Here is a 17027-nt window from a genome sequence, read left to right as displayed (position 1 = left end):
CCCCCCCCCCCCCCCCCCCCCCCCCCCCCCCCCCCCCCCCCCCCCCCCCCCCCCCCCCCCCCCCCGCTCCCACATAATCCCACGCCTGCTAAACATCGAGCCCGGTATGACCGCGATCCACATCAAGTTCCCTTCCCTGACTGTCAAGGCCGGCCCGCGGGCCTTGGCGCGCATCCGTGCAAATGGCTTGAGCGCCGCCGATGTGGGCACGCTGCCGGGCGCCGCCGGTGGCCCGAAAGCGTTGGGAATTCAGGGGCTGGATCTGGCGCTGTTCGGCGAATGGCTGCCGGCGGCGCCCCGGGAGCGTTCGCTGATCGGCGCCTCGGTGGGTTCCTGGCGGTTCGCCAGCGCCTGCCTGCCGGATGCCGCCGAAGGCATCCGCCGCCTCGGTCATCTGTATACCGAGCAGAATTTCGCCAAGGGCGTGACCATGGCGCAGATCAGCCAGAGTTCCCGGCGCATGCTCGATGACTTGCTCGACGGCCGCGATGCCTCGATTCTGGACAACGCCCACTACCGACTGAACATCATGGTGGTCAAAAGTCACGGCCTGCTGGCGGACGATCATCGCGGTCGGCTGGGGCTGGGCCTGTCGTCGGTGATCGCCGACAACCTGCGCGGGCGCGCGCGGCTGTCGCGGCATTTCGAGCGGCTGATCATCCACGACCCGCGTCTGGCGCCACCGGTCAACGCACTGAATGACTTCCCGTCGCGCTTCGTTGCGCTGGATGCCGGCAACCTGCGCCAGGCCCTGCTCGCCTCGGGTTCGATCCCGATGGTCATGCAAGGCGTGCGCGACCTGCCGGGTGCCGGCGCCGGGACGTTTCGCGATGGCGGACTGCTGGACTATCACCTCGACTTGCCCTACAGCGGCAATGACATTGTGCTGTATCCGCACTTCACTGATCGAGTGATCCCCGGCTGGTTCGACAAGACCCTGCCGTGGCGTCGCGCCTGTCCTGCGCGCTTGCAGGATGTTCTGTTGCTGGCGCCGTCAAAGGAATATCTGTCGCGCCTGCCCTACGGCAAACTGCCGGACCGTAACGATTTCAAGCGCTTCATGGGCGACGCCCCAAGCCGGCAGAAATACTGGCGCGCGACAATGGATGAAAGCCGCAGGCTAGGTGACGAGTTTCTCGAACTGACCGCCAACGGTCGCCTCGGCGAGCGCTTGCTGACCCTCTAGTGCCCTGTCTCGCCAATACTGTTCCTTTTTGACGGTGGCTGTTGTCGCCATGCTGCGTTGCCGCTCCTCGCCATAGCGGGCTATGACTCGTCGCGGCGCCTTGCCTGACGACAACAGCCACTCGCCAAAAGAGGAACGTATTGGTGAGACAGGACACTGGTCAGTGTTTTCCCGCATCGCCAAACACAAGCTGGTAAACTCGCCACCTGCCCATATCGCCGCGGCGATCGCCACCTGACAGAGCTGAACATCACTGTGGAAATCTTCAAAGAGTTTACCTTCGAGTCCGCCCACCGCCTGCCCCACGTGCCGGACGGCCACAAGTGCGGTCGCCTGCACGGTCACTCGTTCAAAGTGGCGATTCACCTGAGCGGCGATCTCGATCCGCACACCGGCTGGATCCGCGACTTCTCGGAAATCAAGGCGATCTTCAAGCCGCTCTACGAGCGCCTGGACCATAACTACCTGAACGACATTCCCGGCCTGGAAAACCCGACCAGCGAAGTGCTGGCCAAGTGGATCTGGAATGAATTGAAGCCCCTGCTGCCGGAACTCAGCGCGATTCGCATCCACGAGACCTGCACCAGCGGTTGCATCTATCGCGGCGAGTAAGCCGATCCCAAGCACAACATGAATCCCTGTGGGAGCTGGCTTGCCTGCGATGGCATCAACTCGGTTCGACATTAAACCGAGCCGTCTGCATCGCGGGCAAGCCCGACTCCCACACAAGCCCGACCACACAAGAACTGCGTTTCGTCAGTGAATAGAGAAACAGCCTTCAATGGCTGTTTTTTTATGCTTATGCTTCTTGGCTCGCACATGCCAAGAGGACGCTCCCATGGCTGACTGGCCGCTGGCTCAGACCTATCGTTTCAATGGGCACTCCGTGCGCTACGCGGTACGTGGCGACGGTCCGCCGCTGGTGTTCGTGCATGGCACGCCCTTTTCTTCTTATGTATGGCACCGGATTGCGCCGCACTTCATCACCACGCACCGGGTGCACTACTTCGATCTGCTGGGTTACGGGCAATCCACACAACCGGACGGCGATGTGTCGCTGGGCGTACAAAACCAACTGTTGGCGCAATTGCTGGAGCACTGGGGCCTGCAACGGCCAGACGTGGTGGCCCACGATTTCGGCGGCGCCACCGCGTTGCGCGCGCATCTGCTCAATGGCAAGGATTACCGCAGCCTGACGCTGATCGATCCAGTGGCGCTGTCGCCCTGGGGTTCGCCATTCGTGCAGCATGTGCGTCAGCATGAAGCCGCATTCAGTGGATTGCCCGATTACATTCAGCAGGCGATTGTACCGGCCTATATTCGTGGCGCGATCAAGCGCGAGATACCCGATCAAGAGCTGGCACCCTATGTGCGGCCATGGCTTGGGGAGCCTGGGCAAGCAGCGTTCTATCGGCAGATCGCGCAGATGGATGAACGTTATACCCGCGAGGTCGAAGGGCTGTATCCGACGGTTCGCTGCCCGGTGCAGATTCTTTGGGGAGAGGACGATCAGTGGATTCCCATCGAGCGCGGCCGGGCGCTGCAACAGATGATTGCCGGGTCGCAGTTTCATGCCATTGCGAATGCCGGGCATCTGGTTCAGGAGGATGCGCCGGAGGTGATTGTGGCGGCGCTGCTGCGGTTTTTACCTTCGGCCGGTTGATGATGATCGTTCCCTCGCTCTGCGTGGGAATGCCTCAATGGACGCTCTGCGTCCCCCTCGGAAGGGACGCGGAGCGTCCCGCGCTGCATTCCCACGCAGAGCGTGGGAACGATCAACAAATGTTCCAATTTGACTCAACCCCGCACCGCTTTCGTGCCTCTCTGCGGGCCAAATCCGCCTGCTCGTCTATAAATAACAACACCCTCGCGCCATTGGCACGAGCACTGCAACACCCCCGCGTCCTCCATCCAGCAAGGAACGCCACATGACGCAGAACGATTCGGGCAACGATTACCCCCTCAGCGAAGTCCCGATGCATGCCCGCAAGGGACTTGCCTCCACCGCCATGGTGCTACTGGGTTTTACCTTCTTCACCGCGACCATGTTTGCCGGCGGCAAGCTCGGTGTGGCGTTCAGTTTCGGCGAGATGATGGCGGTGATTATCGTCGGCAATCTGCTGCTGGGGATCTACGCCGCGGGGCTGGGCTACATCGCCTTCAAAAGCGGCCTGAACTCGGTACTGATGGGACGTTTCTGCTTTGGTGAAGTGGGCAGCAAACTCAGCGACCTGATCCTCGGCTTCACCCAGATCGGCTGGTACGCCTGGGGCACCGCGACGGCAGCAGTGGTGCTGGGAAAATATTTCGAACTGAGCGAGGGCACGGTTCTCGGGTTGATGGTGCTGTTCGGCCTGGGCTTCTGTGCCACGGCCTACATCGGCTATCGCGGGTTGGAGATTCTGTCGTACATCGCCGTGCCGGCCATGATGTTGCTGCTGATGCTGTCGATGTGGGTTGCGACGGTGAAGGTCGGCGGTCTCGAGGGCTTGCTCGCGGTGGTTCCGACGGGAACGCTGGATTGGTCGACCGCGATTACCCTGGTGTTCGGCACATTCGTCAGCGGTGCGACGCAAGCCACCAACTGGACACGCTTCTCCCGTTCGGCGCGGGTGGCGGTGTTGGCGAGCCTGATCGGCTTCTTCGTCGGCAACGGTCTGATGGTGCTAATCGGTGCCTACGGCGCCATCGTCTATCAGCAACCGGACGTGGTCGAAGTGCTGCTGTTGCAAGGCTTCGCCATGGCCGCGATGGCGATGTTGCTGCTCAACATCTGGAGTACTCAGGACAACACCATCTACAACTTCGCCGTCGCTGGCTGCAACCTGCTGCGCACCGACCGCCGCAAAACCGTGACCCTGGCCGGCGCGGTGATCGGCACGCTGCTGGCCCTGCTGGGCATGTACGACATGCTGGTGCCTTACCTGATTCTGCTGGGCACGGTGATTCCGCCGATTGGCGGGGTGATCATGGCGGACTTTTTCTTCCGCTATCGGGGTCACTATCCCCGCCTGGCGGATACGCAATTGCCCGCGTTCAACTGGCCTGGCCTGACTGCCTATGCGGTCGGCACGGTCGCCGCCTTCAACTCGCCATGGGTCGCGCCGCTGGTAGGGATTGCCGCTGCCGCGCTAACGTATGTGTTATTGACCGGCGTACTGGGTGCCCGTACCGCCGACGCGCCACTCCAAGATCTATAAGAAGGATTGCCTGATGCACATCATCAACGCCCGCCTGCGTAACCAAGAAGGCCTGCATGAGTTGCACCTGGAAAACGGCCTGATTCACAGCATCGCCCGGCAAACCGAAGCCCCATCACTGGGGCCTGACGACCTGGACGCCGGCGGTAATCTGGTGGTGCCGCCCTTCGTCGAGCCGCACATTCACCTCGACGCCACCCTGACCGCCGGCGAGCCGCGCTGGAATATGAGCGGCACGCTGTTCGAAGGCATCGAGTGCTGGGGCGAGCGCAAGGCGACCATCACCCACGAAGACACCAAGACCCGCGCCAAGAAGACCATCCAGACCCTCGCCGCCCACGGCATCCAGCATGTGCGCACCCACGTCGACGTCACTGACCCGGAGCTGACGGCGCTCAAGGCGATGCTTGAAGTCCGCGAGGAAAGCCGTCATCTGATCGACCTGCAAATCGTCGCGTTCCCTCAGGAAGGCATCGAGTCGTACCGCAACGGTCGGGAGCTGATGGAAGAAGCGATCCGCCTGGGCGCCGATGTGGTCGGGGGCATTCCGCATTTCGAGTACACCCGGGATCAGGGCGTGAGCTCGGTGAAGTTTCTCATGGACCTGGCCGAGCGCACCGGTTGCCTGGTGGACGTGCATTGCGACGAAACCGACGACCCGCACTCACGCTTCCTTGAAGTGCTGGCCGAAGAGGCCCGCAGCCGCGACATGGGTTCGCGCGTCACCGCCAGCCACACCACGGCCATGGGTTCGTACGACAACGCCTACTGCGCCAAGCTCTTTCGGCTGCTCGGGCATTCGGGGATCAGCTTTGTCTCCTGCCCCACCGAAAGCATTCACCTGCAAGGACGCTTCGACAGCTTCCCGAAACGCCGCGGCGTGACCCGGGTGAATGAGTTGCTCGAGGCGGGGATGAATGTGTGCTTTGGCCAGGATTCGATTGTCGACCCGTGGTATCCGCTGGGTAACGGCAACATCCTGCGGGTGCTCGAGGCTGGTTTGCACATCTGCCACATGCTCGGTTATCGCAATTTGCAGAGCGCGCTGGATCTGGTGACCGATAACAGTGCCAAGGCCATGAACCTGGGTGATCGCTATGGGCTGGAACAGGGACGGCCGGCGAATCTGCTGATTCTGTCGGCGGACAGCGATTATGAGGTGATTCGCAGCCAGGGGTTGCCGCTGTATTCGGTTCGCGAGGGTAAGGTGTTGATGAAGCGGCAGATGCCGGTGGTGGAATTCAGTGGTCTGAGCTGAAACATCGTTGAATGTGATGGCCCCTTCGCGAGCAAGCCCGCTCCCACAGTAGTTTTGCGTCGATCACAAATCCACTGTGGGAGCGGGCTTGCTCGCGAAGGCGATCTAAAATTCAACCCATCAACCGCGCCGCACCAAACAATCTGACCCGACTCAATTCGCCCTCCAATTCCTCCAGTAAAATCGGCGCCGTGCCGCCAGGCATGACCACCTTCACCTCCCCCGCCGTCACCCAACCCACGCGCCACGCCGCACACGCCACTGCACTGGCGCTGGTGCCTGAGGACGCGGTCGGCCCTTCGCCGCGCTCGAACACCCGCGCAACGATTCGGCCCTCGGATTCAAGCATCGCCCATTGCAGGTTCACACCCGCCGGACACGGCTGCCCAGCCCCGGTCGGCATGGCATAGGCAATACGCATCAAGCCTTGCGCCAATGGCAGCTCACGCATCTGCTCATTGCTCGGCAACGCGTCGGCATTCGCCAGCAGCGTCACGCAATGCGGATTGCCGATGCGCACAAACTGGCTCCGGTTCCAGACAGGATCAAGCGCTGACAACGGCTGCACATGGCTGACTTCACGATCATTCAGCGTCACGCGTTCAACCTCGCGCGCACCCACCGCTTGCGGCCCGAACGAAGGTTTGCCCAAATCCAGCCAGAACCCTTGCACACCATCGATTTCAGCGGGTTTCACTGATGTCTCCACCGGCGAAACCGCGTCGCTCTTGTCGTGATGAACCCGCAGCTGACAGGCCTCTTCCGCCATCAGCCCTTGTTCACTCAGGGCCTGGGAAAAAATCGTCAGGCCGTTGCCACTGCGCTCGGCCAGGCTGCCGTCGGTGTTGACGATCAACAGGTCAAAAGGCGGCACCGATTGAAACGGTCCCACCAGCAGACCATCGCAGCGATGTGCCTTGCTGCCGGGCGGCTGTGTACCTGGAGCCCAAGCGCAGAACGCCTCGATGGCCGACATTGCCCAGGCCTCGCGGGTCTGCGCGGCATCGCTGGCCAGCGCAGGCAATTCGATACCGCTACTGCGTGCGTTGTCAGGCGTCACCACCGCATAGATATTGCCCCGAGCATCGTACATCCGCGTCATGGCGCCCCCCTCTATGAACAATTGATGTGTCGACGATATCGCGAAACAGCGGCTGGCTGTGCAAGGATGTCACCCTGCCTGACTGCTCCCCCGCCCGGACGTGATGATCGAACCCTTTGTGGTTGTTCACTGTCCCTTGGGGACGCGACGTTTTTTGCCAAGGATCGATATGACCAACCTCAACACCCAAGCGACCTTCGTCCCCGGACGTCTGGAACAGATGTCCACCCGCATCGCCTTTTTCATCGCAGGGTTCGGCATCGCGGCCTGGGCGCCGCTGGTGCCTTACGCCAAGGCGCGGGCCGGGCTGGATGAAGGAACCCTCGGGCTGTTGCTGCTGTGTCTGGGGGTGGGCTCGATTCTGGCGATGCCCATGGCCGGTATTCTGGCGACGCGCTTCGGCTGCCGTCGGGTGTTGAGCGGCGGCACCTTGTTGATCTGTGCGGCACTGCCGCTGTTGGCGACGGTGTCTACGATCCCGGCGTTGATCGCGGCGTTGTTCATGTTCGGCGCGGGCCTGGGCACGGTGGATTCGACGGTGAACCTGCAAGCGGTGATCGTCGAGCGGGCCAGCGGCAAGACCATGATGTCGGGTTTTCATGGGCTGTTCAGCCTCGGCGGGATCGTCGGCGCGGCGGGTGTCAGCGCGTTGCTCGGCTTGGGTTTTTCACCGCTGGGGGCGATGTTGGTGGTGATCGTGATTCTAGTGCTGGCATTGCTTAAAGCCGCGCCGCACCTGTTGCCTTACGGCAGTGAAAGCTCCGGCCCGGCATTCGCCGTGCCCCATGGCATCGTGCTGTTTATCGGCGGGATGTGCTTCATCGTGTTCCTGGCCGAAGGCGCGGCGCTCGACTGGAGCGCGGTGTTCCTGGCGCAGGAGCGCGGGATCGACACGGCGTATGCCGGGCTGGGTTATGCGGCGTTTGCGCTGACCATGACCGTCGGGCGCTTGACCGGCGACAGGATTGTTCGGCGTCTTGGTTATACGCGGGTGATTGTATTCGGTGGGCTGACGGCCGCGGCGGGCCTGGCACTGGCGACGTTCGCACCGGCGTGGGAGGCGGCGCTGGTGGGTTATGCGTTACTGGGGGCTGGCTGCTCGAACATTGTGCCGGTGCTGTACACCGCCGTCGGCAAACAGACCGTCATGCCGGAAAGCATCGCCGTGCCGGCCATTACCACGTTGGGCTATGCAGGGATTCTCGCGGGGCCGGCGGTGATCGGCTTTATCGCCCATGGCAGCAGTTTGAGCTTTGCCTTTGGGTTGATGGCAGTGTTGCTGGTGGCCGTGGCGATTGGCGGGAAGGTGTTGAAAGTTTAAAAGCTTCGCGGGCAAGCCTCGCTCCTACAATAGGTCTTCAGTGAACACAGATTTTGTGTACGCCAAAAGTCCTGTGGGAGCGGGCTTGCCCGCGATGAAGTTAACTCGGTCGATCAGAACCCGACGCTGGCCTGAACAAAGAATGTGCGTGGCGCGCCGACGTACATCCCCGAGTTGTTGTCGCTGGAGCGGGTGAAGTACTGCTTGTCGAAGATGTTTTTCACCCCGGCGCCGACTTTCAGGTTCGACAGCTGCGAGCCAAAGTCATAACCGCCACGCACGTTCCAGGTCACGTAACCCGGGATGTCGCCGTACTGGCCGTCCGCGCTGCCTTCGGTGATGTAGTTGCCGCTGAAGCTGCCATCAGCGTTCACCGCGGTGCCCGGCGAGCGCTGTTTGGACTGGGCAAAGGCATCGAGGTTGTAGGTCCAGCGGTTGATGTCATAACGCAGCCCGGCGGTGGCCACCTGACGCGAGTAGAACGGTAGGTCACGGCCCTTGAAGCCTGGAATCTCGCCTTCATAAACGGCGCGTGTGTAGGTGAAACCGGCGTTGGCGGTCAGGCCGTCGAGCCGTGGGTCCAGCGCCGCCATGTCGTAGTGCACCGAGGCTTCAAGGCCCTGGTGCGTGGTGGCGCCGAGGTTGGTCCAGCCCACATCGTTACTGATGTATTGCAGCTCTTTATCGAAGTCGATGTAGAACAGCGTCACTTCCCCGCCCCACACGTCATTGTTGTAGCGCGTACCGATCTCGTAGGTCTTGGCCTTTTCCGGGTTCAGGCCGTTGGCGGTGTTGTCACCCGAACCACCCTGACCGAGCTGGAAATATTGCAGGCTGCCAAACGAGGTTTCGTAGTTGGCGAACAGCTTCCAGGCCTCGGACATGTGATACATCACGCTCAGGGCCGGCAGCGGTTCGTTGCTGTCGATGCTGCGGCGCTTTTCCTGCACAGGTTTGCCGGCGGTGTCGAGAACCGGCCGGTCGTGCCATTCAGTGCTGATGCTTTCAAAACGGATGCCGGGGGTCACGGTCCAGTTGCCGACGTCGATCTTGTCATCGATGTAAATGGCATGGGCTTCGGTGCCGCCGGTACGATCCTGGAACACATGGCCATCGGAGGTTTTGGTGACCACCGGCTGATTGTTCACCAGCGCCAGACGGCTCGCCTCTTCATGCATGCCTTCTTTCAAGTAGCGATAACCGACGCTGGCTTCCTGGGTAGTCGGGCCCAGATCGAATACATGGGACACCCGCGGTTCGATGCCGAAGGTGTAATAAGTACGCGGATAGGAGCTGAGGGTTTTCTGGTCGCGAGCGGCGATGGTGCTGCCACGGAAACTGTCGGAATAGTAGGTCAGCACTTCGGCCTGGGTGCGGTCGTCGATCTGCCGAATCCACTTGAAGGACACGTCTTTGCGACGGCCGCTGAAGTTGTCATGGTCACGATCGGACTGGAACGGATCGGCGTCGTACTGCTTCTGCGTCAGGCCGCCGGGCATGTCGGCGCTGGCGTCGTAGTAATGGAAATTGAGGCTGAAATCGTCCTGATCGGTGGGTGCCCAATGGGTCTTGAGGATCACGTCGTCGATGTCATTGCTGTTGTTGCTTTTGCGATAACCGTTGCCGTTCACCCCGGAATACAACAGCGCCACGCCCATGCCGTTATCGGCGGTGCCACCGAGAAACGCGGTGTCGATGTGTTTCCAGCCACCGCGCTGAGTGGTTTCCAGGGTGGTGCCGATTTCGCCGGTGGCTTTCTCCGGGATCGCACGGGTAACGAAGTTGATCACGCCACCGACGTTCTGCGGCCCATAACGCACGGAACCGGCGCCACGCACCACATCGATGCTGTCGAGGTTGCCGGAGGAAATCGGCGCCATGGACAGCTGCGGTTGGCCATAAGGGGCGAAGGCAGCCGGCACGCCGTCGATCAGCACGGTAGAGCGTGGCGACAGGCGCGAGGTCAGGCCGCGCACACCAACGTTAAGGGAAATGTCGCTGCCGCCGGTGCCGTTGGCGTCCTGCACTTGCACGCCGGGTACACGACGCAACACATCACCAACGTTCATCGCGCCCTGCTCTACCATCGCTTCACGGCGGATCACCGTGCGCGCGCCGGGATGGTTTTGCACCACGGCGGCGTCGGCATCGCCGAGCCAGTCGCCGACCACTTTGATGTCGGTCACGCCCAGTTCCAGCGGGCCGTTGGCGGCGGAAGTCGGGGCTGGCATCAGGGTCACCGAGCCTTCATCGATCCGGTATTCCAGACCGCTGCCTTGCAGCAATTGGCGCAAGGCTTGTTCCGGCGAGAGATTACCGTCGACTGCCGGAGCCTGTTTGCCGGCCACCAGTTCCGGGCTGAAAAAAACCTGCAGCGAGGTTTGCTGGCCCAGCTGACTCAAGGCCTGACCCAGCGGCTGCGCCTGAATATGAATGGCATCGGCGGCGAACGCCTGGGGCAGCGCCGAGCTGACCGCCAAGGCGAGAGCGAGGGGCAGCCAGGATGTTTTGTTATTTTTAGCGGTGGTTTTCTTCACGTCGAACATTGTCCTGTGGATCGCAAGAGTGTGCGGCTGTTAATGCAAACCAGTTGCAGTTGGACAAGTAGACGAAGAACTCGAAAAAAACCTGAATCTATCGGGCAATTATTTCCTGACTGCCGTCATCGAGGGTGCGAATGGCCACCGGCAGAATGCTCGGCAAGGCCTTGAGCAGTGCGTCGGTGTTGTCGGATTTGAACACACTGGTCAGGCGCAAATTGCCCACTTTGGCGCTGCCGACCGTCAGCGGTTTTTGCCGATAGCGCGACACCTCTTCGGCCACTTCGCTGAGGCTGGCATTGTTGAACACCAGTTTGCCGCTGCGCCATGCGGTCAGTTCTGCAGGGTTGACCGTATAGGCGGCGGCCACCTTCCCCAGAGCATCGACGCGAGTACCGAGGCCGGCGGTGAGGCTGATGAAATCAGCGCCGTTACCTTGAACCTTGACCGTGCCCTGCTCTACGACGACGCGGGTTTCGGTGCTGTCGCGACGCACGTCGAAACGGGTGCCGGTGACAGTCACTTTACCGCTGCCCGCCTCGACCACGAACGGTCGGCTGCTGTCGTGCTCGACGTTGAACATCGCCTCGCCTTGCGTCAACTCGATGCCGCGACGATCCTTTTCATAGCGCACCTGCACCCGGCTGCGGCCGTTCAGGTCGATCACCGAACCGTCCGGCAACGCCACATGACGACGCTCGCCAAGGGCTGTGGAATATTCAGCCGTGTAGGTCGCCGGATGGTTCAAGCCACTGAACAATCCCAGGCCAAGCACCACCGCCAATACACTGGCGGCCACCGCGTAACGCACCCGTGGATAACGTGTGCGGCGTGCCGGCGGGGTCTCGCACAAGGCGTGCAAGCGCTTGGCCGGCAACAGATCGGCCGCCGCCCACAGGCTCTGGAGCATTTGATATTCGTCGCGATGCTGCGGGTGTTCGTCACGCCAGACCTCGAAACCTCGCAGCTCTTCGGCGTTGACGGCAGGGTCCTGCAAACGCACAAACCACCGCGCCGCTTCATCGCGAACCGTTGTTTGCCCGCACGCACAATCACGAGTATCCATCATGGAAAGTCCTGTTGAGCTGGGGATGAGAAGCCGCGGCGAATCATGGTTGTAAGCCGTCCAGGCGATCACGCAGGTGCCGCAGGGTGCGGATCATATACTTTTCCACCATGTTCTTGGACAGCCCCAGGCGTTCGGCGATTTCGGCCTGGGTCAGGCCTTCGATCTTCTGCCAGACGAACACCTTGCGGCAGTTGACCGGCAACTCGGTGAGCGCTCGTTCGATGGAGTCGGCCAACTGGATCGCGTGCATGAAATGCTCCGGGTCGCCGGACGACGACACACTGTGATCGATCGCCTCCGACTCCATGGCGCCCCGCCGATCCTCACGCCGATACCCGTCCACCGCAATGTTGCGTGCGGTCTGGTGCAAATACGCCCGAGGTTGTTGCACCGCCGCCGAATCGGACTCAAGCACCCGCACGAAGGTGTCGTGGGCCAGGTCCTCGGCCTGCTGACGATTTCTCAGGCGACGGGTCCAGGTGCCGATCAACTCTTCGTAATGCTCGAAAAAACCGTGTCTGCGGGGCAGCTTGGGGGTCATTGCGGTGTGCTGTGGGGAGGAGGCGCGAATAGTAATGCTTCCTATTAAGCAGAAGCAATGCATTCCACCTGATTGGTAAATCGAGCGTTGGGCAACCTCGCCCCATCAGAATAGGTGATCCCACAGTAGATCTTCTGTGAACACAAAATATGTGTACGGCGGTACTCCAATGTGGGAGCGGGCTTGCTCGCGAAGGCGGTGTATCAGGCAACACTATGTCGACTGACCCACCGCTTTCGCGAGCAAGCCCGCTCCCACAGGGGGATGCATGTGGGGCTTAGATGTTTTTCTCGTCGATCCCGGCTTGCAGCGACTGGCTGTCGTAATGACCGCCAAGGGTCACGGGGCCGAGTTTGACGCTGTGCTCCCCAGCGGTGGAAACGTCGGGTTTACTGCCCTCGGTTTGCGGCTTTTCTGGCAGATCGAGTCCTGCCTTGACGCCGTAATCGCGGTTGCTCAGGTCGGTGGTGCTGACCTTGGAGCCCCCTAGATCCACACGACCTTCAGATGAAGCAACCCGTGCGCCGGTCAATTGCGTTGCACCGCCAACCTTGAGATTCACGCCTTGCGTGCCGCTGATGCCCGAGGCCTGACCGACGCTGTCTTTGTGAGCAAAACCGGCATCCAGCTTCAGGGTCGGCGTGTAGTCCGTCCCGCCCGGTTTGCTGTTGTCGGCCACTTTGTCCTTGTCGACTGGCGCTGTTTTTTTGCCGGTCAAACCGAGGTCAAGATCGACCTTGGCGCTGGTCTGGCTGGCCTGACGGCTTTCCACGGTCAGGTCGCCACCGACCTTGCCGCTGACCTTCGTCGCATCGATCCGTGCGCCTGCAAGATGCGCATCGCCCGCGCTGTTCAACACCACGCTGTCAGCCTTGATCTGGCTGTTCTGCTGAGTCGTGCCTTGCAGGTAATCCACGCCCACCTTGGCCCCGGCATTGAAGCCATGATCACTCTTGGCCACGTCTTTTTCGTTGGTGGCCGTCGGTGTGCTGTTGCTCAGATTACCGCCGGCATTCAGGGCGACGTTCCAGTTCGTGCGGTTTTGCGTGGACTGGGCCGACTCTTGATAGACCCCGCCGCTCTGCGCATCAAGGGCAACGTTCGGCGCGCTGACCTGAGTGCCTTGCAGATGGATTGAATCGCCGCTGAGCTGGATCTTGTCCTGACTGTTGAGCTTGCCGCCGGTCAGGGTCTGGCTGCTTTCATTGACCCGGCCGATGTTGAAGTTGGCGCTCAGGTTGCCGCCCTGATCGCTGCTTTTCTCGGTACTGGTTTTGCTGCCGCCCACCTTCAAACCGCCGCCGAGATTGCTGCCCGTGGCGCGATGGGTGTCGGTGGCCGCTTGCAGGTCGAGTTTGCCGCCGGCCTTCAGGTCGATGGCGCCGTCGGTATCGACTGTCGTCCCTTGCAGGGTCTGGTCGCCGCCGCTGCTCAATTGCACCGGGCCTTTGCCCTCGATACTTGCCACGCGAGCCTGGCTGTCCTGAGTCTGATTGCCTTTGTGATCGAGTTGGAAACCAGCACCGAGATTGACGTTGGTGCCGTCGGTGCCAGGAGCCGTGCCGACGCTCAGCGAACCGTTGCCACGCAGGCTGGAACTGTCGCTGCTCTGGCGGTCATTGGCCTGATTCAACGCCAGCTCACCGCCGGTTTTAATCGAAACACCGCCCTGCCCGCCATCGAAATGGCTGCCCTCAAACTGGCCGTCATTACGCAGGTTGATGTTCACGCCTTGGCTACCGGCATAGCCGCCGACCACAGCGGTGGAGCTGTCTTTACGCGTCTGGCTGCTGCCGCCCGCACCGCTGCCGGCGACGTTCACGTCCTCACCGGTTTTGGTGTAGACCCGCACGTCAGCCCTGGCATCCAGCGTCTGATCGGTGCTGCCGTGGGTATTGCGCGCGGCGCTCGCCACCAACGTGTCGGCACTGATGTTCACTTTGCCCGCACTCGCCTGGTACTGAGTGCCCTGATCCTGCAACGTGCCGGCGACGTTCACGTCCACCGTGCCGCCCTTGAACTGACTGACCACGGCGTTGCTTTTTTGCTCGGTATGGCTGCCGTGCTGATGACCGATCGCCACGTCGATGCCGACATTCGGCTGGCCGAGGTTGGCGAGTGCGTCCTTGTCCGGCACCTTACCGTTCAGTACGCCTTCGACGGCTTTGGCGATCGGCCGGGCGATGTCTTTGTATTCGACGTTGGCACCGACGTCTGCCGACCAGTTGCTCTGTGTATGAGTGCTGCTGTCGGAGTTGCTCGCGGCCCGATTGTCGACTTCGGTGGCGGCGACATTCAGACCTTTGCCGGCATCAAGACGCGCGCCTTCAGTGGTGAGTTTGCCGGTGTTTATATTCAGGTTGCCGCTGCTTTGGATGCTGGTGGTTTGTGCGGTGGTTTTGTTCGTGGTGTCCTGGGAGGTGCTGTGGGTGAAGTCCACTCCGCTGCCGGCACGATCGAGGCCGCCGGTGTAGTAGAAACCGCCGCTGGTGCTGCTGGTGTCCGTCGAAGTGCTGTGGCTGTCCTGCTCGGCCAGCAGCGACACGTTTTTACCGCTCAGGGTCGCGTCGCCGTTTGTGGCTTTGACCTCGGTACCTTTAAGGGTCAGATCACCGCCTGCCGCCAGTTGCACGTTGGCGCCGCTGAGGCTGGAGCCTTGCTGGCTGACATCACGGGTACTCGCGGTTTGCTGCTTGTCTTGGTAATGCACACCGGCGCGGTACTGCCCGGCGCCCGGGGTGTTTTCCTTGGCATAGGCATCGAAGCCACGGGTTTCGGTAGTGTTGCCGGACTCATGGGTGTTCTGCGCGGAATGCACATTGACGTCCCCCGTCGCCTCGGCGCTGAGGGTGCCATTGGCCTTGACCGTGGAGCCGGCCACTTCGATGTCTTTGGCACTCTTGAGCTTGAGGTTGCTGTCGGAGGTCAGTTCGCTGCGCACCGTGGTGCTGTCCTTGGCGTTCTGACGGGTTTCATCCTTGGTGATGCCGAAAAACTTGCTGTCCTTGTCGTGGCTGTTGGCATGGGAGGTGTCTTGCACGCCATCGATGACCAGCGAGCCTTTGTCGCTGATCACGCTGGCCTCGCTGCCGCCGCGCACCTGACTGCCACTGATGCGCACATCGTCGGCCTTGACGATCAGTTTGCCGCCGGCATTGACCTTGCTGCCCTGGTTCAGGGTCTTGCCCTGATCCGCATCGCCGGTCTTGCCGAAGAAACCGCCGCCCACCAGATCGCCGGAATAGCGGTTGTCGCTGTTGCGCTGGGTGCGGCTGGCGCTGGTGATCTCGACCTGTTTGCCGGCGAGCTGGATATCACCCTTGCTGCTCAACTCCGCGCCCTCGGCACGTAACAACGCCGCCGTGGCCAAAGCGATATTGCCGCCCTTCAACTGTGTGGTGATGCTGCGCTGCTCTTCGCTGCTGGTGTCCCAGTTGGCCTTCCACAGGTGTTTGCGGTGGTTGCCTTGATCAGTTTGAGTGTGGCTTTCGGTGGCGGCGGTCAGGCGCAGATCGCCGCCGCTCTGGACGCTGAGAGTGTTGGCAGCGTCGACCTTGGCCGCTTTGAGTTCGGTGTTGGCACCGGACGACAACTGCGCGTCACGTTGGGCGAGAATCTGGCTGCCGTGCTGGCGCGAGTCGCTGTCGGTCTGGGTCCGGTCGTAGGTTTCCCAGGTGATGCCGATGGTGCTGTTGTTCCAGTTTTCGCGTTTCTCTTGAAGCTTGCGGCTTTCGACAGTGCTCAAGGTCAGGTTGCGTTTGGCATCGACCTTGACGTCACGGCCACTGACATCAGCAGCAGCCAGCAGCAGGTCCTTGCCGCTGTGCAGACCGACATCGCCCTGACTGCTGCGCACGCCGGCGCGGACCACATCGAGGCTGTCGGGAACAGCCTGACCGCTGATGCTCAGGTCACCGGCGGAACGAATCTGTACGCCATCACGACCGTCGACCTGTACCGGGCCGACCCGCACACCCGCGCCCTCAGCGGTGCTGACGATGTTGATGCGCCCAGCCTGCATCGCACCGAACAGGCTGGCGTCGATGCGTTGGTCTTGAGTGTTGCCGGCCGGGTCCACGGTTTTAACCTGGCCGCTGGCGTAATCCACTTGGTTGCGACCAACGGTGAGGTTCAATTGATCCCGGGCACTGAGGCGGCCCTGGCTGTCGATGCGGGGGGCGATCAGGTTGACCGAGCCTTCGCGGTTTTGCAGGCCCGCGCCTTGAATCTGCAAGGTGCCGCTGGCGTCTCGGGTGCTGAGGGCTTGCAGCTTGCCGTCGTTCAGTTCGGGGCGACCGACCACCAGATTGGCGTTCGGGGTATTGATGAAACTGCCGCCGTTCACCGAAATCCCGTTGGGGTTGGCCAACACATAATCGGCGGATTTACCGAAGATTTCCTGGGCGCCGTTGAGGGCCGAGGCATTGCGGCTGATCACTTCATTGAGGATCACGCTCGCGGCCCGCCCCTGAAATTGCGGGTTGGCTGCCAGTTGCCCGGCGAGTTGCGACTGCCCGGCTTGCAGCGCGTTATTCAGCACCAGGCCCTGACGGTCAACGTTGTAGTCCAGGAACTGGTTGTGGGACAGGCCGGATCCGTTAGGCGCAACGATGTTGACGATGGGCACGCCGCCCTGGGTTTGCAATTGCGCGGTGCCGCCGGGGCCCGGCGCGACCACTACGCCCCCTGCCAAAGCGTTGGGCAGGTGAGCAATCAGAAACAGGCTGGCAATCGCCCAGCGCAGTTTGCCCCGAGGGGAAAGATGGAACGCAAATGTCTGTGCAGGCATAAAAACCTCTCAATTAAAGTG

11 protein-coding genes are annotated in these 17027 nt (G+C 61.6%); 6 read left to right on the top strand and 5 right to left on the bottom strand.

Features of this window, described 5'->3' with window-relative positions; genetic code table 11:
* Nucleotides 1–106: 106 nt before the first annotated feature.
* The 5 genes from AC1RQB_RS21920 to codA all read left to right on the top strand — a co-directional run bounded on the left by AC1RQB_RS21920 (nucleotide 107) and on the right by codA (nucleotide 5644).
* Nucleotides 107–1186, top strand: a complete 1080-nt coding sequence (locus AC1RQB_RS21920) for a patatin-like phospholipase family protein (protein WP_063340982.1) — start codon at nucleotides 107–109, stop codon at nucleotides 1184–1186.
* 255 nt (nucleotides 1187–1441) lie between these two features.
* Entirely contained in the window at nucleotides 1442–1798 is a 357-nt protein-coding gene (queD, locus tag AC1RQB_RS21915) for a 6-carboxytetrahydropterin synthase QueD (protein ID WP_003173033.1), read from the top strand.
* A 226-nt stretch (nucleotides 1799–2024) separates the two neighbouring features.
* On the top strand, nucleotides 2025–2849 hold the full coding sequence (locus tag AC1RQB_RS21910; protein WP_063340983.1) for an alpha/beta fold hydrolase: 825 nt from the start codon (nucleotides 2025–2027) through the stop codon (nucleotides 2847–2849).
* Nucleotides 2850–3114: 265 nt separating this feature from the next.
* Nucleotides 3115–4386 (top strand): cytosine permease, encoded by a 1272-nt coding sequence (gene codB, locus AC1RQB_RS21905; RefSeq protein ID WP_063340984.1) that lies wholly within the window; start codon nucleotides 3115–3117, stop codon nucleotides 4384–4386.
* 13 nt (nucleotides 4387–4399) lie between these two features.
* Entirely contained in the window at nucleotides 4400–5644 is a 1245-nt protein-coding gene (gene codA, locus AC1RQB_RS21900; protein WP_063340985.1) for a cytosine deaminase, read from the top strand.
* A 112-nt stretch (nucleotides 5645–5756) separates the two neighbouring features.
* Here codA and AC1RQB_RS21895 read toward each other — a convergent pair whose 3' ends face one another.
* Nucleotides 5757–6746, bottom strand: a complete 990-nt coding sequence (locus AC1RQB_RS21895) for a diaminopimelate epimerase (RefSeq protein WP_063340986.1) — start codon at nucleotides 6744–6746, stop codon at nucleotides 5757–5759.
* Between the two features lie 169 nt (nucleotides 6747–6915).
* On the opposite strand from AC1RQB_RS21895, the gene AC1RQB_RS21890 reads away from it, so the two are divergent.
* Nucleotides 6916–8067 (top strand): MFS transporter, encoded by a 1152-nt coding sequence (locus AC1RQB_RS21890; protein ID WP_008011521.1) that lies wholly within the window; start codon nucleotides 6916–6918, stop codon nucleotides 8065–8067.
* A 113-nt stretch (nucleotides 8068–8180) separates the two neighbouring features.
* Here the strand turns inward: AC1RQB_RS21890 and AC1RQB_RS21885 are convergent, their stop codons facing one another.
* The 4 genes from AC1RQB_RS21885 to AC1RQB_RS21870 all read right to left on the bottom strand — a co-directional run bounded on the left by AC1RQB_RS21885 (nucleotide 8181) and on the right by AC1RQB_RS21870 (nucleotide 17006).
* The gene (locus tag AC1RQB_RS21885) at nucleotides 8181–10604 is read right to left on the bottom strand and encodes a TonB-dependent siderophore receptor (protein ID WP_063343863.1); all 2424 of its coding nucleotides are present in this window, start codon (nucleotides 10602–10604) and stop codon (nucleotides 8181–8183) included.
* Nucleotides 10605–10701: 97 nt separating this feature from the next.
* Nucleotides 10702–11676, bottom strand: coding sequence for a FecR family protein (locus AC1RQB_RS21880; protein ID WP_063340987.1), 975 nt, complete (start codon nucleotides 11674–11676; stop codon nucleotides 10702–10704).
* Between the two features lie 40 nt (nucleotides 11677–11716).
* Nucleotides 11717–12217 (bottom strand): sigma-70 family RNA polymerase sigma factor, encoded by a 501-nt coding sequence (locus AC1RQB_RS21875; protein ID WP_007907700.1) that lies wholly within the window; start codon nucleotides 12215–12217, stop codon nucleotides 11717–11719.
* Between the two features lie 277 nt (nucleotides 12218–12494).
* On the bottom strand, nucleotides 12495–17006 hold the full coding sequence (locus AC1RQB_RS21870) for a hemagglutinin repeat-containing protein (RefSeq protein WP_063340988.1): 4512 nt from the start codon (nucleotides 17004–17006) through the stop codon (nucleotides 12495–12497).
* Nucleotides 17007–17027 lie beyond the last annotated feature (21 nt).

The sequence above is a fragment of the Pseudomonas sp. GW822-FHT02E03 genome, from assembly GCF_058802325.1.
This window is presented reverse-complemented; position numbering and strand designations above follow the sequence as displayed.